Genomic DNA, 18,245 nt, shown 5'->3' with positions numbered 1-18,245 from the left:
TCTCATGACCCGGCGGCGTGGCCTTCCCATCCGAACACGCTGCGTCCGCCATAGCCGGGCGAGCGGGCGCGCTCGTCCGCGACGATGTCGTCCCAGCTCCGCCCGCCGGCAAGCCCTTCGATGCGGCGGGCCTCGCGGTCCAGTCGCTGCAGTGCGGCCAGTTCTTCCTCGCGACCGAGCCTCGCCTTGGCAACCGCCGCTCCCATGACCCGGATAGTCTCGTCATAGACCTTCAGCGGCACCGGGAAGGGATGCCGGTCCTTGCCGCCATGGGCGTAGGAGAATCGCGCCGGGTCACTGAACCGGCACGGCGCGCCATGCACCACCTCGGCCACCAGCGCCAGCGCCTCGACCGTCCGTGCTCCGACACCGGGCACCAGCAGCAGCTCGGCGAAGTCTTTCGGCCCCCGTTCGGCCGCCGCGGCAAGCGCAGCGTGGAGCCGGCGCGGCACCATATCCTCGGCCCGCACCTCGTGGCGCGCCGGCATGACGAGATGAGGCAGCAGGAGCTGCGGCGCTTCCTCCGGCTCCGGCGCGGTGTTCGGCGCCTGCCGGGCGAGCGCCCCCCATTCGCGCGCGATCCCGTCCGGCCCGAGATCAGACAGCAGAGAGAGCTGCCCGTTCCGCGAGGAACGCGCACGGCGATCCGCGAGATTGATGATATCGCCGCGCGAGGCACCATCTATGCCGCTGTGCGGATCGTCGAGGAAGCTCTTCAGCCCTTCGGACTGCCAGTGGTAGCGCCGCGCCTGCCGCCGCTCCTCATTCATGCCCTGCTGCACCACGACCCAGGCGCCGTCATCGGCGATGATGAAACCGTGCAGATAGAGATCGAACCCGTCCTGAACCGCGGCGCTGTCCACCTTGGCGACCAACCGGCTGGCATGGGCAAGCGCACCGCCGTCGAGCCCGACACGCTCGCCCACCGCAACGAGTTCGTCCGGCGTGCGGCGGGAGTGCCTGCCGCGGCCGCCGCATAGGGTCAGGCCGAGTTCGCCCGACAGCGGTGCCAGTCCGCGCTTCAATGCGCCGAGCACGCTGGTGGTGATGCCGGAGGAGTGCCAGTCCATCCCCATCACCGCGCCGAAGGACTGGAACCAGAAAGGGTTGGCGAGGCGGCGCAGGAATTCGTCGCGTCCGTAATGCTGGATGATGGCCTGCGTGATCACGGTGCCGAGTCGGGTCATCCGGTCGCCCAACCAGGCCGGCACCCGGCCGCCATGGAGCGGAAGATCCGCGCTGCCGCTGCGTTTCGCCATGACCGGACCTGTCTTCCTCATCGCGGCGCAAAATCCGCATCCGCGATCAAATCGGGAACATATCGCGTTCCGGCATAGAATTGAAGCCGAAGTCTTGGTCACAGAAAAAAGGAGAAACGCGGCCTTCTGCTCTTCGGAGCGGTTGCTCGTCGATTCCGTCGCATTTTTCACCCCGGCAATCTTCAGAAATGTTGCGAGCTATGGCTGCAACAAAGACGGATTACCGTTACATCTCGCGTCGATTGGCTTCGCAAATGCGAAGCGACTGTCTTCCGCCGGGCGCCGGCCCGGCTCCTCCTTCGGCCATGAAGGCCCTTGCGCAACGTTACGGAACGCAATGAACGGAACTGCCACGCTCCCGCGCCGAACCGGCCGGCGCATCGTCCTCCTCATCCTTCTCGCAGCCCTCGCCGCCGGCGGCTGGTATGGATATAAGCGCTATGCACGCCCCGCTGCGCCATCCTACCTCACGGCGGTGGTCGGACGCGGCAATGTCGAACAGACCGTGCTCGCCACCGGCACGCTGAAGCCGGTCAAGCTCGTCGCCGTCGGCGCACAGGTCTCCGGGCGCATCACCGCGGTGAAGTTCGCGGTCGGCGATACCGTGAAGAGCGGCGACCTGCTGGCCGAAATCGATTCGACCACCCAATCGAACGACCTCAAGACTGCGGAAGCCTCGCTCGCCAATGTCCGGGCCCAGCAAACCGAGAAGCAGGCCACCCTCACACTCAACGTGGCCACGCTGGAGCGGCAGAGCCAGATGGTGGAAAAGAACGCGGTCTCGCGTACCGATTACGACACCGCGGTCGCGAATGTGGCGGTGACCCGTGCCCAGATCGCTGCGCTGGACGCCCAGATCGCCGAAGCCGAGGTCGCGGTCGCGACCGCAAGGGCCAATCTCGGTTACACCCGCATCACCGCGCCGATCGACGGCACGGTGCTTGCCGTGACCAGCCAGGAAGGCCAGACGGTCAATGCCAACCAGTCGACCCCGACCATCATGATCCTCGGCGAACTCGACACGATGATCGTGCGCGCGGAGATTTCGGAAGCCGACGTGGTGCATGTGAAGCCGGGTCAGAAGGTCTATTTCACCATTCTCGGCGATGCCACCAAGCGCATCGAGGCGACGCTCCAGGCTATCGAGCCCGCACCGGAATCGATCCGCAGCGATTCCAGCTTCTCGTCCTCGACCACGAGTTCGAGCTCCAGTTCGTCCTCCAGTTCATCGAGCTCGGAGGCCATCTACTACAACGGCATCTTCACCGTTCCAAACCCGAACGGCACGCTGCGCACCTACATGACGGCGGAGGTCCACATCGTGCTCGGCGCCGCGCAGGGCGTGCTCGTCGTTCCCTCCCCGGCCCTCGACACGCGAGCCGACGGCAAGGTCGTCGTGCGAGTGCTCGACGGCAACGGGCAGGTCAGCGTCCGCCCGGTCGAGGTCGGCCTGAACAACAAGGTGACCGCGGAAATCCGCTCGGGGCTTTCCGAAGGCGAACGCGTGGTGATCGGCGCAGCGGTTGCCGGGCAGGCGGCCGCGAGCACGGAACCGCGCCGCGGGCCACCCCCGCCCATGGGGTTCTGAGCCGATGCACGCCGTGACACGACGCGGAGACACCGCAGCCGGTTCCGTTCCCCGCGAACCGCTGATCCGCCTCTCCGGCATCCGCCGCGACTACCCGTCCGGCGAAGGTGTCCTCACGGTGCTCAAGGGCATCGACCTCACCATCGAGGCCGGCGAGATGGTGGCGATCGTCGGCGCGTCGGGCTCCGGCAAGTCCACGCTCATGAACATTCTCGGCTGCCTCGACCGCCCGAGCACGGGGAGCTATCGCGTCGCCGGCAGCGAGACCGGTGCCCTCGGGCCGGACGAGTTGGCGGCGCTGCGGCGCGAGCATTTCGGCTTCATCTTCCAGCGCTATCACCTGCTCAACGAGCTCACCGCGCTCGGAAATGTCGAGATTCCCGCTATTTACGCCGGCCGTTCGCCGGAGGCCCGGCGCGAACGGGCGGCCGCCCTGCTCGGACGGCTCGGCATGGCCGAACGTCTCGGCCACCGGCCGGGCCAGCTGTCCGGCGGCCAGCAGCAGCGCGTTTCCATCGCCCGCGCGCTGATGAATGACGGCGCCGTCATCCTCGCCGACGAGCCGACCGGCGCGCTCGATACGCGCAGCGGCGAGGAGGTGCTGAGGATTCTCGAGGAACTGAACGCCGAAGGTCGCACCGTCATCATCGTGACTCACGACATGGCGGTGGCGAACCGGGCACGGCGCATCGTCGAAATCAGCGACGGCGAGATCATCGCCGACCGCCGCCGCGAAGAGGCATCGCCGCCAGTCGAGAACGAGGCGCCCTCCACAACGGTTCCGCCGAGCCGTTTCGAGCGGATGCGCGCCTATATCGGCCGGGTGGGCGAGGCCTTCCGCATGGCGGTATTGGCGATGATGGCGAACCGGCTGCGCACCGTGCTCACCATGCTCGGCATCATCATCGGCATCGCCTCGGTCGTGTGCGTGGTGGCGCTCGGCGAAGGCTCGCGGCAGCGGGTGTTGGCGAACATCTCCGGGCTCGGCACCAATACGCTGGAAATCTTTGCTGGCAAGGATTTCGGCGATGTCCGCTCGGCCAAGATCACCACGCTGGTCGTGGCCGATGCCGATGCGCTGGCGACGCTGCCCTATGTGGCGGCGGTGACGCCGACGGTCTCGACCTCATCCACCGTCCGGGTGGGCTCAAAGGAGGCGAGCGCGCTGGTGAACGGGGTCAGCGAGCAATATTTCATCGCCAAGGGCACCAAGCTGGCGGAGGGCCGGTTCTTCGACGCCGAGGCGATCATCAACCGCTCGCAGGACGCCGTGATCGACGAGAACACCCGCAAGGCGCTGTTCTCGGATCTTCCAGGCAGCCCGGTCGGGCAGGTCATTCTGGTCGGCAAGGTGCCGTGCCGGGTGGTGGGCGTCACCCAGCCCCAGCAGGGCGGATTCGGCTCCAGCCAGAATCTCTCGGTCTACCTGCCCTATACGACGGTGCAGGCCCGCTTCCTCGGCTCGATGTCGCTGCGCAGCATCACGGTGCGCGTCGCCGATGATGCCTCAACCGACCTCGCCGAGCAGGCGGTGACCCAGTTCCTTACACAACGCCATGGTTCCAAAGACTTTTTCATCATCAACACCGACGACATCCGTAAGACCATCACCGCCACGACCGAAACCCTCACCCTGCTGATTGCCGCGATCGCCGTGATTTCGCTGGTCGTGGGCGGCATCGGGGTCATGAACATCATGCTGGTGTCCGTGTCGGAACGCGTCGGCGAGATCGGGGTTCGGATGGCCGTGGGGGCGCGGCGGGCGGACATCCTGCAGCAGTTCCTCATCGAGGCGGTGCTGGTCTGCCTCATCGGCGGCGTGCTCGGCATCGGGCTTGCGCTGGGATTCGGGGCGGCTTTCGCGCTGTTCGGCGCGAGTTTCCAGCTCGTCTATTCCACAGTCTCGATCGTCGCGGCGGTGCTGTGCTCGACCGTGATCGGCCTCGTCTTCGGCTATCTGCCGGCCCGCAACGCTTCCCTGCTCGACCCCGTCGCAGCGCTGGCGCGCGACTGACCGATCAGTGCAGTGAGGTGGACGATGAGGCCAGCATCGCGCAGGCGATGCCGGCCTGTCGTCGTCAGGCGGCGCCGTCGACCCCGAAGGCGAAGCGCACCGCCTTGTTGACCGCCTGCGGCAGGATCGACATGTGGGTCTCCCCGCCGATCAGCTCATAGGAGGTCGCGAGGCCCGGCACGCCGGCCAGACGCCCGGCCATCTCGGCGGTGTAGTCGACGATGCGGCTGTCTTTGAACGCTGCCTGCCGTTTCTCCGCGTCCTGCGCTCCGATCTGGAACGGCGCCAGCTTCTGCTCATATTCGCCCGCCAGCAGCAGCAGCCGGGCGTCGAGGCCCGCGGGGGGTTCGGCAAGGAAGCCTTCCGCGCGTGCCACGATGCCGGCGCCCTCCCACCAGATCGCCGGGCTCGCGGAAATGAGCCGGCTATAGGCCTGCGGGCGGCGGAACAGGGCGTGCAGCACGAACAGCCCCCCGAAGGAATGGCCGAACACCGCGCGCCGCAACGGGTCCACCTTCACCCGCCGGGCGATCTCGGGGGCGAGCTCCTCTTCGAGGAAGGCGAGGAAATCGTCGGCGCCTCCGGTCCGCACGGGGGGACCGTCCTTGGTGAAGGGCGGATAGGTTTCGCCGGGCGGCGGCCCGAGATCCCACGAGCGGCGCACCCCGTCATAGGCGCCGTCGGTCGGATAGCCGACCGCCACGATCACGCCGGGATGGACCCCCGTGCCGGAGGGCCACGCCGACTGGATCCGCAACGCATCGACGGCGGTGGCGATCACCGCATTGCCGTCGAACAGATGCAGCACCGGCCAGCCGGCCTCCGGGGGCTCGCTGCGCGGGACATGGAGGAAGATCCGCCAGGGCTCGCCGCCCTTCGCGGAGGCGAGATCGAACTGCACGGTGTCGGCGATCAAAGCGGGGGTCGCCTCGGTGGCGAGGGGGGCGTCGGTGGCGTGTGTCATCATCTCTGCCGTTCAGCGGGACGGGGTTCGGGCCAGAAGCAGCATCAGCACCGGGCAGCCGATGAAGGTGGCGGCAAGGCCGGCGGGGATCTGCCAGGGAAAGGCGACGAGCCGGCCCACCCAGTCGGCCAGCACCATGACGAGGCCGCCGGCCAGTGCGGCGCCGAGCAGTTCCGGCAGCGCGCGGCCGAGGCCGAGACGGCGGGAGAGGTGCGGGCCCAGCAACCCGACAAAGGTGAGCGGACCCACGATCAGCGTCGCCGCCGCGCTCAGGCCCGCCGCCGCCAGCAGGATGACGCCGTGGCTCACCCGCGCCGGCAGGCCCAGCCCCCCGGCCACCGAGGGCCCGAGCGGCACGATGTCGAGCCAGCGCCCCAGCAGCGGCAGGCTGGCGAGGCCGAGCGCGGCGACGCCGAGGCCGAGCGCGGCATCCATCGGCTCCGCCGCATAGGTCGAGCCGGTCATCCAGCCGAGCAGCAGCGCCGCGCGCGGATCGCCGCTCGCCAGCAGCGCGGTGACGAGGGCGTCGAACATCGCCCCGAGGCTTACGCCCGCCAGCAGCACCCGTTCCGGCGCTCCGCGATCGAGCCGGGCGAAAGCGAGAATAGCGGCGAGCGCCACCGCCGCGCCCAGCGCCGCGCCGCCGAGCTGAAGGCTCCGCCCCGGCGCGGAATCCACCAGCAGCACGGCGATGAGCCCGAACGCCGCACCGGCGCTGACGCCGAGCACCTCCGGGCTCGCCATCGGGTTGCCGGTCATCCGCTGCAACAGGCTGCCGGCCAGTGCCAGCATCGCCCCGCCGGCCAGAGCGGCGAAGGCCCGCGGGCCCCGCCAGGGCAGCAGCGCGTCGAGCGCGGCGCCATGGTCGAGGCTCCAGCCCTCCAGCCCGCGGCCGATCATGAGCGAGGCGGCCACTACCGCGAGCAGCGCAAGGACGAGTCCCGCCAGTACCCGGCGGGGCCGGCCGTGGCGCGGCAGGGGCTCGGCGAGTTCCGGCGGGGCGAGCGCCACCAATCGGGGCCGCGACAGCAGCCAGAGCAGCACCGGGGCGCCGAACAGCGCGGTAACCGCGCCGGTCGGCACCATCTCCCCGAGTTCCCCGGTCGCCAGCAGCACAGTGCTGTCGGTGAGCCAGAGCACCCCGGCGCCGATGACCGCCGAGGCGAGCATGCGCTCCCCGAGACGGCGCGCCCCGGCGGCATGGGCGAGCGCGGGCGCCGCCAGCCCGATGAAGCCGATGACGCCCACCACGCTCACCACCGAGGTCGCGAACCCGACGCCCAGCGCCAGCGCGCAAAGCCGGACCAGCGCCACCGGCACGCCGAGGCTGCGGGCATGGGCATCGTCCAGCCCGAGCAGGGTGAGCGGGCGCAGCAGCAGCACGGCAAGGCCCGTGCCCAGTGCGAGACGGGGGGCGAGGAAGGCGGGGATGGTCCAGTCCTGCTGGGACAGCGAACCGCCGCCCCAGATGAAGAGACCCGCGAGATAATGGGTCTTGAACAGAGCGAGCAGCGCCGCCAGTGCCCCGCAGGCGACGCTCACCATGCCGGCCAGCACCACAGAGAGCGGAGCCAGGCGCCTCGGCCAGGCGAGCGCGAGCACCAGCCCGGCGGCGGCGAGCCCGCCCCCCAGCGCCACCCATTCCCGTCCCAACGCCAGCAGGCCGGGCGCCCAGAGCGTGACCACGGAGAGCGCCAGATTGGCTCCGGCCGCGATGCCGAGCGTGGAGGGCGAAGCCAGCGGGTTGCGCAAGGCCGCCTGCAGAAGCGCTCCGGCAAGGCCGAGCATCGCCCCGGCCATCAGCGCGCTCGCCATGCGCGGGGCGAGGCTGTAGGCGACCAGCATCTGCCGGATGTCGGCAGGGTCCGGCGCCATGAGCGCGCCCGGCACCAACGGCAGCGGCAGGCGACGGCCGAACGCGGCGAGGCTCATCGCGGCGGCGAGCAGCAGCAACCCGCCGGCCACCGCCGGCAGCACGAGGCGGCGGGGCTCAGCCATGGGGCGCGTCACCCATGGGCGTGCATCCCCTGCCGCGGCGCGGCCCAGCCCAGCCGGTTGCCGGGCGGGGCGTCGAGCGCCGCGTCGAGGAGCCGGGCGAAACGCATGGCCGAGGGCAGCATGCCGAACATCAGCGCCGCGGGAATGCGCTGCACATGGCCGGCCTTCACGAAGGGCAGGCTGTTCCAGAGCGGAGAGCGGTCCAGTACCTCGGCGGCGTCGGACGGCACCGGCTCCAGCGCGATGAGGCGGGCGGCGTTCATCTCGGCCAGCCGCTCGATGCCCACCGCGGCAAAGCCCCAGTAATTGGTCTCGCCCGTCCAGCCATTGGCGACGCCGCAGCGGGCCATCACCTCGCCGAACAGGCCGTTCGGCGCATAGACGCGGACATGGCGGGCATCGAGGAAGCTGACGAGGAGCACCGGCCCTTGCAGCGCCGGCTCCGGGGCGCGCGCGGTGCGCCGGGCGCGGATGGCGTCCATCTGCGCGCCGGCCGCGGCGACCAGCGCCTCGCCCTGCGCCGCGCGGCCGAGGCGGGCCGCGAGGCGACGGGTCTGGGTCACGCTCGCCTCATAGGGTGAGGTCACGCCCGGCGCATAGATCGCATAGGTCTCGACCGGGGCGATGCGGGCGAGCCGGGCCTCGCTGCGGGCGAGCCACGGGGTGGAGAGAATGAGGTCCGGCGCGAGCGCGGCGAGAAGTTCGAGATTGGCCTCCTGCGCCGCGCCGAGATTGACGATGGCCTCCGGCAAGGCGGGCTCGACCACCCATGTCTCCCAGTCGTCGGCCTCCGCCAGCGCGACGGGGGGCAGGCCGAAGGCCAGCATGGTTTCCGCGAGGCCGTAGTCCAGCACCGCGACACGCGGCGGCGCCGCGGAGGCCGGCCCGGCGAAACGTGCCGCGAGGCCTTCTTCCGCGAAGACCGCCCCCGCTGGCAGGCTCCCCGCGGCGAAGACCGCCGCCGCAAGGCCGCCGGCCAGCAGCCGGCGCCGCGAAAAGGCGGCCGGCGGCACGCGCGGCCCGAATGCCGCGCCCTGCAGGCCGTCCGTTCTCACCAGCGGTACTTCAGGCCCGCGACGAGGGTGCGCGGCTGGCCCTTGTAGCAATAGCCGGCATCGCAGGTGATGTAGTCGTCGTCCAGCAGGTTGGTGGCGTTGAGCTGCATGCTCCAGCCCTTGAAGCGGGTGCCGAGATGTTCCAGCTCATAGGAAATCTTGGCGTCCACCAGCGTCGCCGCGCTGTTCTCGATGGTGTTGAGCGAATTGCCGAAGGACGAGCCGATATAGCGCACACCCGCGCCGATCCCGAGCCCGGCCAGCGCCGTGCCCGGCTGGAACTCGTAATCCGCCCAGGCCGAGAAGCTGTGCTCGGGATTGCCGCTGAGCTTCAGCCCAACCGTCTCCGGGTCGCCGCCGGTGTTCTCGATGTCGAGATAGGAATAGGCCCCGCGCACCTTGAGCCCGGCGCCGAGATTGGCGACCGCCTCCAGTTCGAAGCCGCGCCCACGCACCTTGCCGGTCTGCACCTGGTAGAACGGGTTGTTCTCGTCGGTGACGAGCCCGTCCTCCTGGTCGATCTGGAACACCGAGGCGGTGAAGAAGCCGTCGAAGCCCTGCGGAGCGAATTTCACGCCGCCCTCGATCTGGCGCGAGGTGGTGGGATCGAAGCTGTTGTTGTTGGCGTCGACGCCCGTGTTCGGCGCGAAATTGGTGGAGTAGGAGACGTAGGGCGCGATGCCATTGTCGAACTGGTAGGTCAGGCCCGCGCGGTAGGTGAAGGCGGTGTCGTCCGTCTTCTCCGAGGTGTCGGAAAGCAGATCATTGTCGCGCTGGGTCACGAAGTCCTGCCGGCCGGTCAGGGTCACGATCCAGCGGTCGATATTGGCCTGCTCCTGCACATAGATGCCGGTCTGGTTCGTCTTCTGGCGGTAGCGCGAGGCGTTCATCGGCGGGTCGTAGACCGGCCCGAGCGGCGCGCCGCTGGCGAGGTCGATGTCGGAGGCGGTGCCGTAGCCGATGCCGCCATTCAGCGCCAGATAGGAATAGTCGAGGCCGACCAGGACCTTGTGCTCGATCGCGCCGGTGTTGAACTTGGCCTGGAGCTGGTTGTCGACCACGAAGGAATTGATGTTGTCGTGCACGAAGCCGGTGTAGCGGCTCGCCGTGCCCGCATTCGGGTCCTCCTCCGAGATGCCATTGTAGCGCACATAGGTGCTGGCCGCGCCGTAGCGCAGGTTCTGGCGGAAGGTGAAGACGTCGTTGAAGTCGTGCTCCAGCGCATAGCCGATCCGGCCCTGTTCCTGGTCGGTGGCGTTGTAGTCGGACGAACCGTTGCTGAAGGTGTCGCCCTCGCCGGTCCAGGCATAGTAGGGCAGCGAGGCCGGGGTCTTCGACTTCTGCAGCTCGCCGAGGAAGGTGATGCGGGTCGAATCGTTGGGCAGCCACGTCACCGCCGGGGCGATGGAGTACATGTCGTTGTCGCCTTCGCCGAGCGTGTTCGGCGAGCCGGAATCGCGGGCGACGCCGGTCAGGCGGTAGAGCACCGAACCGTCGGAAGCGAGGCGGCCGCCGACATCGAAGCGGCCCTGCAACCAGTTCCAGCTGCCGACGCTGCCCTCGATCTCGCCGAACTCCTTGTCGACCGGGCGCTTGGAGGTGACGTCGACGAGGCCGCCGGGCGAACCGAGGCCGTACAGCGCCGAGGTCGGGCCGCGCAGCACGGTGACGCTGTCGACATTGTAGGGCTCGATCTTGAAGACCGACATGTTGGCGCCCGGCAGGCGAAGCCCGTCGCGATAGATGCCGGTATAGGTCACGTCGAAGCCGCGGATGGAGAACGCATCGTAGCGCGGATCGTAGCCGCTCTGCCCGGTGCGCACGCCGGGGGTGTAGGCGACCGCGTCGATCAGGCTCTGCACCGCGCGATCGGTGAGCTCCTCGCGGGTGACCACGGAGATCGACTGCGGCGTCTGGATGAGCGGGGTGTCGGTCTTGGTGGAGGCGGTGCTGCGGGTGGCGACATAGCCGACCGTGCCGTTGCCGGCCGTCTCGACATCCACCGTGTCCAGCGTCTCGCCCTGCCCGGCCCCGCCAGTCGCCGCGCTCGAGGAGTCGACGATGGTGGCGCGGTTGGCGCCGGTGAAGCGATAGCTGAGGCCCGTCCCGGCCAGCAGCCGGCCGAGACCTTCCTGCGCCGTCATGGTGCCGACCACCGGCGAGGACCGGCGTCCGCGCAGCTTGCTGGCGTCGGAGAACACGGAGACCCCGCTCGCCTGCCCGAAGGCCAGCACCGCGCCGTTCAGGTCCTGCGCCGGAATGTTGAAGGCGACCTGCTGGGCCGATTGGGCGGCGGCGGGAGCGACGGGCAACAGGCCGGCCGCCGCCGGCACCAGGGCCGCGGCCAGAACCCGAAGGGCGACCCCGCCTGTGAAGCGCCGCCGCGCCGTGTGTCCGTCGCGCCCCGAAAACATCCCCATCCTGCCGCTCGCCATCGCCTCGTCATCCCCCGGTCGGGGCGCCTCGCGCCCGCCTCTCGAAGGGGGAGACAACTCACGGCGCCGTGACCGTACGTCCCGCGACGATTTTTTGACGGTCGGGTGCGGGCTGTGGCTAATAGAGCACAGTCAGCCCACCCGGCAGGCTGCGGCGGCGGGCGCCGAGTTCGCCGGCGATGGCGTCGATGGCGTCGCCGAGATCGCTGGCCTGGAACACGCCGGTCACCTCGCGGCTCTTCAGCGCGCTGCCCAGCACGAGGATGCGGCCGGTGCGATAGCGGTTCAGCGTCGCCACCGCATCGGAGAGGCTCTCCTCGTCGAACACCAGCACCCCGCGCCGCCACGCGGTCTTGCGCGCGACATCCACCCGCCGGACCCGGCCGAGGCCGCGCGCCTCGCCATAACGCACCGCGTCGCCGGGGGCGAGCACCACCTCCTCGCCGGCGGCCGGCTTCGGGGTCGACAGCGCGACGCGCACATTGTGCTCGAGGGCGACCACCTCGGCACAGTCATCCTCCAGATTGACCGTGAATGCGGTGCCGAGCGCGGTGGTCGAGCCGCCGCCGGCTTCGACCACGAAGGCGCGCGACTCGTCCTGCGACACCGGCCGGGCAGCGAAATAGGCCTCGCCCGCCAGCAGCGATACCCGTCGCTCGGTGGCCGAATAATGCAGCGCGAGCGCGCTGTCCGGTCCGAGCTCGACCTCCGAGCCGTCCGGCAGCGAGAGATGGCGGCGCTCGCCCGCCAGGGTGCGGTGGTCGGCCCGCCATGCGATCGCGAGGTCGCGAATGCCGAAGCCGAGGCTGTCGAGGCCGAGCGCGCCCAACGCCAGCACCGCCAGCAGGCCGAGCACCGCCGCGCCGCGACGCACCGCGCGGCCCCGCGCCGGGGGCGCCGCCGGCGGCCCGGCCCTGCGCCAGTCCTCGCCCCGCCCGCGCAGCGGATCAAGGCTGCGCCAGGCGCTGTGCACCTCGTCGAAGGCCGGGCGATGGTCGGGATGGGCGTCGAGCCAGTCGCGGAAGGCGATGCGCTCGGCGGCATCCAGCGGGCCGCCATCCAGTCGGGCGACCCATTCGGCCGCCGCCGCCTCGATCGCCTCCCACTGCGCCGCCTTCACCGTCTCGTCCATCATCCAGCCTCGCCCCTGATGGTTAAGACAACCGGGGACGGAAATTCCACACTGCCGCGCGGGACATTTTTGCGCTTTTAGACGATGTCGCGGGCGGATGGCGAGGGGGGAAGAACGGCGGGAAGGACGGTAGGGAGAACGGCCGGGAGATGAGGCGCAGGCATGTGAGGCGGTCGCGGTGACGGATGCCGCCCGTTCAGGCGCCCTGCCCGCGCAGGGCGCGGGTCACATGCAGGACGGCCTGCGCCAGATGCTTCTGCACCGCGCTCTCCGAAAGGCCGAGCCGACGGGCAACATCGGCGTGGGAAAGCCCGTCGATGCGGTTGAGCGCGAAGATCTGCTGGGTGCGGGGCGGCAAGGCGGCGATGAGGCGGTGCAGGCGCTCCAGTTCGAGGCGGGAATGCACCTCGTCCTCCGGCGTGGGAACGTCGGCGGCAACCTCCGCCATCCACTCATGCGGCACCGCATCGGTGCGTCGGCGGGCTTCCTGCTTCACGTGGTTGAGCAGCAGGTTGCGGGCAATGGCAAACAGATAGGCGCGCAGATCCTGCACCCGCGTCTCCGGTCGCTCGACCACGCGCAGGAAGGTGTCCTGCACGAGGTCGGACGCCGCATGCGGGTCGCCCAGCCGTCGCCGCAGGAAGCGGCCGAGCTCGGGGGCGTGCATGCTGAATGCCGCCTTCAGCTCTCCCGCCATCTGCCTCCCCTCGAACGCGCCGCCGCCACCAGCCTCGCGTCGTTTTAGACGGACAGAAAAAGCCGCACAATATCAATGATTTAGAGATACTCTAATGTAATGCCGTCAACCGCACCCCTGTGGAGCACATCCGATCCGGCCGCGCGGTCGCGATCCGGGCGGGCCGCTGCCTTGCGCAGCGTCATCCGTGAAGCCGACCCGCCGGGACGGCTCCCCTTCCGGCCGCAAGGTCGGGGTCGTGGGCATGTGAAGCGGGCCGGCGCGGCGGGACGCGACGGCGGACGCCGGACGGCGCGCCAATCGCACGGTTCGCGCGTCGCGGACGCCGGTCGCAGGCGGAGACTGTCGTGCGCAACCCGAGCCATGAGCCGGGATCGGGACGGCGCGAGGACAAGCCAGCCGCGGGTTGATGGCAAAGCATCGACACCCGCGGGATATCGCGGGTCGGCCCGGCCATGGTCATGCGTTGAACCGGTGCGAGAAGGGACGGCGGCTGGTGCCGCCGTCCTCGCGACTCAGCAGCGCACGCGGACCGAGTTACCGTAGCGGTCGCGGGCCCAGCAATCCTTCGGGGTGGTGGCCGCGCCAATCAAAGCGCCGGACGCCGCGCCGATGCCCGCGCCCCAGGCCGCGCCCGTGCCGCCGCCGGCGATGCCGCCGATCACCGCGCCCGTGCCGCCGCCGATCAGCGCGCCGGTGCCGGCGCGGCGCTCAGTCGTGGTACAGCCGGCGACCATCAGGCCGAGAATGGCGATGGTTACGATCTTCTTCATCTGCGCCTTCCTTGATCTGCCCTGGTTCTTGATCGCGCCGGCGGATGGCCTGAAAGGCCGGGCCGGCACGGCATGATGACCGTCTCATAGACTGCCGCACCGGCATAGCGCCATGGAAGACCGTGTCCATGGTAAAAAGGGAGGGGTGGTGCGTCAGATATGATACATCAGGTCGGGATGGGCGGTCTTGCCGAAGGCGACCATCTCCTCCAGCGTCATGCGGTCGAGGATGTCGGAGATGGCGTCGCGCACCTTGGCCATGGTGATGCGGACCTCGCAGCTCGGCAGGTCGCGGCAATCCTCGCAGGGCACGAAGGCGCTCTTGCTGGCGCACTGGATGGGCGCCAGCGGACCGTCCAGCGCGCGGATGATGTGGCCGACGCGGATGTTCTTCGGCGATTGCGAGAGCGCATAGCCCCCGCCGGGCCCCTTCTTGGTGCGCACCATGCCGGCATTGCGCAGTTCGAGCAGGATGGCGTCGAGGAACTTCTTCGGGATGTTGTTGGCCGCGGCGATCTCGGCGCCCATGGCGATCTGCCCGGCCTCAAGCGCGGCGAGGTGGATCATCGCCTTGAGGCCGTATTTGCCTTTGGCGGTCAGCATGGAATGCGAATCCTGTTTGTCCTGTATTCTACTATGTAGGTAGAAAATAAGCATCCGCCAGCATGAAACGGGGGCATCTACGGATAGAGCCATGATCCCGCCGCGCACAGGATTCTCGATCCGACCTACCGGAGCGACACGCAAGACACTTGACAAATCCACGGCCAGGGGTCAGCCTAAAAATCAAGCGCGGGGCAAGGATGCTCATAATCGCGCCAAATTCGGTGAACATTTCCAACGACGGCACGGATTCCGTGCTGCAGGTTGGTGGCAAAGACGCCCGCGGCCACACGGCCGGCGGGCGTTTTGTGTTTCAGGCCTTCCCGGCGCATCGATCCGGGGGGCGGGAGTTGGTCGGGACGCATGAACGGGCGTGGCGCACAGCATTTTCGGGTCGGGGTCATGCTCTCCACGAGCGGCCCCTACAGCCTCGTTGCGCGCTCCATGCTGAACGGCGCCCTGCTCGCCATTGCCGAGCACGCGGCGGCCGGCACCGGCCCCGGCATCGAGCCGGTGGTGGTGAACCCCGAGGGCGACCTGGCCCGCTATCGGATGCTCAGCCACGAGCTCATCACCTCCGGCATCCGGCATGTGGTGGGGTGCTACACCTCCTCCAGCCGCAAGGAGGTGATCCCCTGCTTCGAGAAGCATGACGCGCTGCTCTGGTACCCTTCCCACTATGAGGGGTTCGAGAGTTCCAACAACGTCATCTACACCGGAGCCTCGCCCAACCAGCACGTGCTGCCGCTCGTCGACTACATGCTTGCCACCACGGGACGCAGCGCCTTCTGCATCGGCTCGAACTACATCTGGGCGTGGGAGAACACCCGGATCTTCCGCGAGGCGATGACCGCGCGCGGCGGGCAGGTGCTGGCGGAGCGCTACGTGCCGGTCGGCGACACGGAAGTCGACAAGGTGATCGAGGCGATCCTCGAGGCGCGGCCGCGCTTCGTGTTCAACAACCTCATCGGCACCAGCGCCTATGCCTTCTTCCGCGCCTTCCGCGCCGCCTGCCTGAAGCACGGCATCGACCAGCCGCGCACCATCCCGGTGGCGAGCTGCACGCTGTCCGAGCCGGAGCTGGAGGAGATCGGGCACGGGGCGTGGGACGGGCACCTGTCCTCCTCGGTCTATTTCTCCTCGCTCGACACCCCGGCCAACCACGCCTTCACCAGCGCCTATCGCGCCGCCTACCCCGCAGGCCCGTCCATGTCGGCGGATGCGGAGGCCTCCTACATCGCCATGAAGCTGCTGATCGGCGCGCTCGCCGCCGCCGGCACCGACGACCTGGAGGCGGTGAAGGCGGCGGTCACCGGCCAGCACCTCACCGCCCCGCAGGGCGAGGTGCGCATCGACCCGCAGACCCTGCACGCCTTCCTCACCCCGCGCATCGGCATCTCGAACACCAATGCCCGCTTCGACATAATGGTCGAGGCGGACGGGCCGGTGCGGCCCGACCCCTATCTCGTCCAGTCGGCCCCGCGCTTCGCGGTGGCACCCCGCAACCCTTCGCTGCGAGTGGTAAGATGACGGCACCGCGACTGCTTCAGAACTTCAATGGCGGACGGGCCTTCATCGTCACCGCGAACCTTCCGGCGGTGGAAGCCCTGGAGGCGACGCTCGGCAAGCTCGGGGTGACGGCGAGCTATCCCGCCCTCGTGGGAGGACGCGCTCAGATCGAGATGGCCGGTCTCCAGTCCGAGCGCGACATCCTGTTCATCGACGGCGACCTCGACAATCCGGTGGCGCTGGAGAACGAAGCGACCTTCCGGCTGCCGCCGGTTCCGGTGATCGGGCTGGTGGGCGTCGAGGCGCCGAGCCGGCTGAAGCAGCTCATCCAGCTCGGTGCCACCTCCTTCTTGCGCAAGCCGGTGCAGGGCGCGGCGGTCTACACGGCGCTGTTCCTCGGTATCAACCAGTTCCTGTTGCGCGGCGACCTTGAGGATCGCCTCGACGACATGGACCGCCGCCGGCGCGGGCGCCGGGCGGTGGTGAAGGCGATCATCGCGCGGATGAAGCAGTCCGCGCTCGATGACGACGCGGCCTATGACAGCCTGCGCCGCGAAGCCATGCGCGCCCGCCAGAGCCTCGAGGACTATTGCGAGGCCTATCTCGCCCGCACGGGAGCCACGGCTCCCGTCGCCAACGAACCGGTACACGGCGCGGGGAAACGCGCCGGACGATAAGCACCTTCCACCAGGAGAAGCCTCCATGACCGCGAAGACCATGCGGGGGCTGCGAGCCGCAGCCCTCACGGGGACGCTTTTGCTCGGCGTCGCCCAGTCCATCACCGGCGCGCTTGCCGCCGACCCCATCAAGCTCGGCGTGCTGGAGGACCAGTCCGGCGACTTCGCCGCGGCGACCATCGGCAAGGTGCACGCCATCCAGCTCGCCGCCGAGGAGATCAACAAGGCCGGCGGCATCGACGGCCGGCCGCTGGAGCTGGTGATCTACGACACCCAGTCCGACAACACCCGCTACCAGGAGTTCATGCGCCGCGTGCTGCAGCGCGACAAGGTGGACGCGGTCTTCGCCGGCTTCTCCTCGGCCTCGCGCGAAGCCTATCGCCCGATCGTCGACCAGCTCGACGGCTTCGCCTTCTACAACAACCAGTATGAAGGCGGCGTCTGCGACGCGCACATGATCGTCACCGGCGCGGTGCCCGAGCAGCAGTTCTCGACCCTCATCCCGTGGATGATGGAGAAGTACGGCAAGAAGGTCTACACGCTCGCCGCCGACTACAATTTCGGCCAGATCTCGGCCGAATGGGTGCGCAACATCGTCAAGGAGCACGGCGGCGAGATGGTCGGCGAGGACTTCATCCCGCTCGGCGTCTCCCAGTTCTCGCAGAACATCCAGAACATCCAGAAGGCCAAGCCCGACTTCGTAGTGACGCTCCTCGTCGGCACCGCGCAGGCCTCCTATTACGAGCAGGCCGCGGCCGCCAATGTCGGCCTGCCGATGGCTTCCTCGGTCAATGTCGGCCAGGGCTACGAGCACAAGCGCTTCAAGCCGCCATCGCTCAAGGACATGTATGTGACGACCAACTACATCGAGGAGGTCGACAGCCCGCAGTCCAAGGCGTTCTACGACAAGTTCAAGGCCAAGTTCCCGAACGAGCCCTATGTGAACCAGGAGGCCGAGAACTCCTATCTCGCGGTCTATCTCTACAAGCAGATGGTGGAGCGCGCGAAGTCGACCAAGCGCGAGGACATCCGCAAGGTGATCGCGCAGGGCGACGTCTGCATGGACGCCCCGGAGGGCAAGGTCTGCATCGACCCCAAGAGCCAGCACATGTCGCACACCATCTATCTGGCGCATGTGAATGCCGACCACTCGATCGACTTCCCGAAGGTCTGGCAGGACATCAAGCCGTACTGGCTCGGCGAGGCGGGCTGCGACCTGACCAAGTCCAACCCGAACGCCCAGTACACGCCGTCCAACCCGCCCCCGAAGCCCTGATGCCGCAGGCGGCCTGATCGACGGGTGCCCCACGGGGCACCATGCCGGCCGGATGAAGCTCCCCTGTGGAATCCGGCCGGCATGTCCCCGGCGCCTCGCCCGATGCCCCCCAGCGGAATCCTCCGCCCGCTTTCCGGGGTGCTCCGCGCGCGGAGCGCTCCATGCGCGGCCGGGCCCCTCGCCCGTTCCGCGCCTGCCCCGGCCCGACCCCCTCACTGGCCGGGGCACCCCTTCCGCCCCGCTACCGCCGGACCCGTCCCTCCCC

The 18,245-nt window shown here is 69.1% G+C and carries 14 protein-coding genes; 5 read left to right on the top strand and 9 right to left on the bottom strand.

Features of this window, described 5'->3' with window-relative positions; all coding sequences use genetic code 11:
- Positions 1-2 precede the first annotated feature (2 nt).
- The gene (locus tag MWN34_RS09670) at positions 3-1,259 is read right to left on the bottom strand and encodes a DUF763 domain-containing protein (RefSeq protein ID WP_247028795.1); all 1,257 of its coding nucleotides are present in this window, start codon (positions 1,257-1,259) and stop codon (positions 3-5) included.
- Between the two features lie 337 nt (positions 1,260-1,596).
- On the opposite strand from MWN34_RS09670, the gene MWN34_RS09665 reads away from it, so the two are divergent.
- Together MWN34_RS09665 and MWN34_RS09660 are read left to right on the top strand one after the other, a co-directional pair.
- On the top strand, positions 1,597-2,847 hold the full coding sequence (locus MWN34_RS09665; protein ID WP_247028793.1) for an efflux RND transporter periplasmic adaptor subunit: 1,251 nt from the start codon (positions 1,597-1,599) through the stop codon (positions 2,845-2,847).
- Positions 2,848-2,860: 13 nt separating this feature from the next.
- Entirely contained in the window at positions 2,861-4,861 is a 2,001-nt protein-coding gene (locus MWN34_RS09660) for a MacB family efflux pump subunit (RefSeq protein WP_247028791.1), read from the top strand.
- A gap of 64 nt (positions 4,862-4,925) precedes the next feature.
- Here MWN34_RS09660 and MWN34_RS09655 read toward each other — a convergent pair whose 3' ends face one another.
- From MWN34_RS09655 to MWN34_RS09620, 8 genes are all read right to left on the bottom strand, one after another.
- A complete protein-coding gene (locus MWN34_RS09655) occupies positions 4,926-5,828 on the bottom strand; it encodes an alpha/beta hydrolase (RefSeq protein WP_247028789.1) in 903 nt (300 codons plus the stop codon).
- A gap of 9 nt (positions 5,829-5,837) precedes the next feature.
- On the bottom strand, positions 5,838-7,823 hold the full coding sequence (gene fhuB, locus MWN34_RS09650) for a Fe(3+)-hydroxamate ABC transporter permease FhuB (protein ID WP_247028788.1): 1,986 nt from the start codon (positions 7,821-7,823) through the stop codon (positions 5,838-5,840).
- Positions 7,824-7,831: 8 nt separating this feature from the next.
- Positions 7,832-8,878 carry an ABC transporter substrate-binding protein gene (locus tag MWN34_RS09645; RefSeq protein WP_247028787.1) on the bottom strand — a complete coding sequence of 349 codons (1,047 nt, stop codon included), beginning with the start codon at positions 8,876-8,878 and terminating at the stop codon, positions 7,832-7,834.
- Positions 8,875-11,298: a TonB-dependent siderophore receptor gene (locus MWN34_RS09640; RefSeq protein WP_247028786.1), complete on the bottom strand. Its 2,424-nt coding sequence runs from the start codon at positions 11,296-11,298 to the stop codon at positions 8,875-8,877. Before MWN34_RS09640 ends, MWN34_RS09645 begins: the two co-directional genes overlap by 4 nt.
- A 133-nt stretch (positions 11,299-11,431) precedes the next feature.
- On the bottom strand, positions 11,432-12,448 hold the full coding sequence (locus tag MWN34_RS09635; RefSeq protein WP_247028785.1) for a FecR family protein: 1,017 nt from the start codon (positions 12,446-12,448) through the stop codon (positions 11,432-11,434).
- A 193-nt stretch (positions 12,449-12,641) separates the two neighbouring features.
- Positions 12,642-13,112 (bottom strand): RNA polymerase sigma factor, encoded by a 471-nt coding sequence (locus tag MWN34_RS09630; protein ID WP_247028784.1) that lies wholly within the window; start codon positions 13,110-13,112, stop codon positions 12,642-12,644.
- A 545-nt stretch (positions 13,113-13,657) separates the two neighbouring features.
- A complete protein-coding gene (locus MWN34_RS09625; RefSeq protein WP_247028783.1) occupies positions 13,658-13,915 on the bottom strand; it encodes a YMGG-like glycine zipper-containing protein in 258 nt (85 codons plus the stop codon).
- Positions 13,916-14,068: 153 nt separating this feature from the next.
- Entirely contained in the window at positions 14,069-14,518 is a 450-nt protein-coding gene (locus MWN34_RS09620; protein WP_247028782.1) for an RrF2 family transcriptional regulator, read from the bottom strand.
- Positions 14,519-14,920: 402 nt separating this feature from the next.
- Here MWN34_RS09620 and MWN34_RS09615 point away from each other — a divergent pair, with 402 nt between their 5' ends.
- The 3 genes from MWN34_RS09615 to MWN34_RS09605 are packed head-to-tail and all read left to right on the top strand — an operon-like array spanning position 14,921 to position 17,980.
- On the top strand, positions 14,921-16,048 hold the full coding sequence (locus MWN34_RS09615) for a transporter substrate-binding domain-containing protein (protein ID WP_247028781.1): 1,128 nt from the start codon (positions 14,921-14,923) through the stop codon (positions 16,046-16,048).
- Positions 16,045-16,704, top strand: a complete 660-nt coding sequence (locus MWN34_RS09610) for an ANTAR domain-containing response regulator (protein ID WP_247028779.1) — start codon at positions 16,045-16,047, stop codon at positions 16,702-16,704. Before MWN34_RS09615 ends, MWN34_RS09610 begins: the two co-directional genes overlap by 4 nt.
- Positions 16,705-16,729: 25 nt before the next feature.
- The gene (locus MWN34_RS09605) at positions 16,730-17,980 is read left to right on the top strand and encodes an urea ABC transporter substrate-binding protein (RefSeq protein WP_247028777.1); all 1,251 of its coding nucleotides are present in this window, start codon (positions 16,730-16,732) and stop codon (positions 17,978-17,980) included.
- Positions 17,981-18,245: the final 265 nt, after the last annotated feature.

Source organism: Ancylobacter crimeensis (assembly GCF_023016805.1).
GTDB classification, from domain to species: domain Bacteria; phylum Pseudomonadota; class Alphaproteobacteria; order Rhizobiales; family Xanthobacteraceae; genus Ancylobacter; species Ancylobacter crimeensis.
Note: the sequence above shows the minus strand (reverse complement) of the source record. Positions and strands in the feature narration are given on the sequence as shown.

What these genes read in the sequence shown, in the direction of transcription:
- MWN34_RS09625 (WP_247028783.1), bottom strand. Translation starts at nt 13,915, where the DNA reads ATGAAGAAGATCGTAACCATCGCCATTCTCGGCCTGATGGTCGCCGGC.
- fhuB (WP_247028788.1), bottom strand. Translation starts at nt 7,823, where the DNA reads ATGGCTGAGCCCCGCCGCCTCGTGCTGCCGGCGGTGGCCGGCGGGTTG.
- MWN34_RS09655 (WP_247028789.1), bottom strand. Translation starts at nt 5,828, where the DNA reads ATGATGACACACGCCACCGACGCCCCCCTCGCCACCGAGGCGACCCCC.
- MWN34_RS09610 (WP_247028779.1), top strand. Translation starts at nt 16,045, where the DNA reads ATGACGGCACCGCGACTGCTTCAGAACTTCAATGGCGGACGGGCCTTC.
- MWN34_RS09620 (WP_247028782.1), bottom strand. Translation starts at nt 14,518, where the DNA reads ATGCTGACCGCCAAAGGCAAATACGGCCTCAAGGCGATGATCCACCTC.
- MWN34_RS09630 (WP_247028784.1), bottom strand. Translation starts at nt 13,112, where the DNA reads ATGCACGCCCCCGAGCTCGGCCGCTTCCTGCGGCGACGGCTGGGCGAC.
- MWN34_RS09640 (WP_247028786.1), bottom strand. Translation starts at nt 11,298, where the DNA reads ATGGGGATGTTTTCGGGGCGCGACGGACACACGGCGCGGCGGCGCTTC.
- MWN34_RS09670 (WP_247028795.1), bottom strand. Translation starts at nt 1,259, where the DNA reads ATGGCGAAACGCAGCGGCAGCGCGGATCTTCCGCTCCATGGCGGCCGG.
- MWN34_RS09615 (WP_247028781.1), top strand. Translation starts at nt 14,921, where the DNA reads ATGCTCTCCACGAGCGGCCCCTACAGCCTCGTTGCGCGCTCCATGCTG.
- MWN34_RS09665 (WP_247028793.1), top strand. Translation starts at nt 1,597, where the DNA reads ATGAACGGAACTGCCACGCTCCCGCGCCGAACCGGCCGGCGCATCGTC.
- MWN34_RS09635 (WP_247028785.1), bottom strand. Translation starts at nt 12,448, where the DNA reads ATGATGGACGAGACGGTGAAGGCGGCGCAGTGGGAGGCGATCGAGGCG.
- MWN34_RS09605 (WP_247028777.1), top strand. Translation starts at nt 16,730, where the DNA reads ATGACCGCGAAGACCATGCGGGGGCTGCGAGCCGCAGCCCTCACGGGG.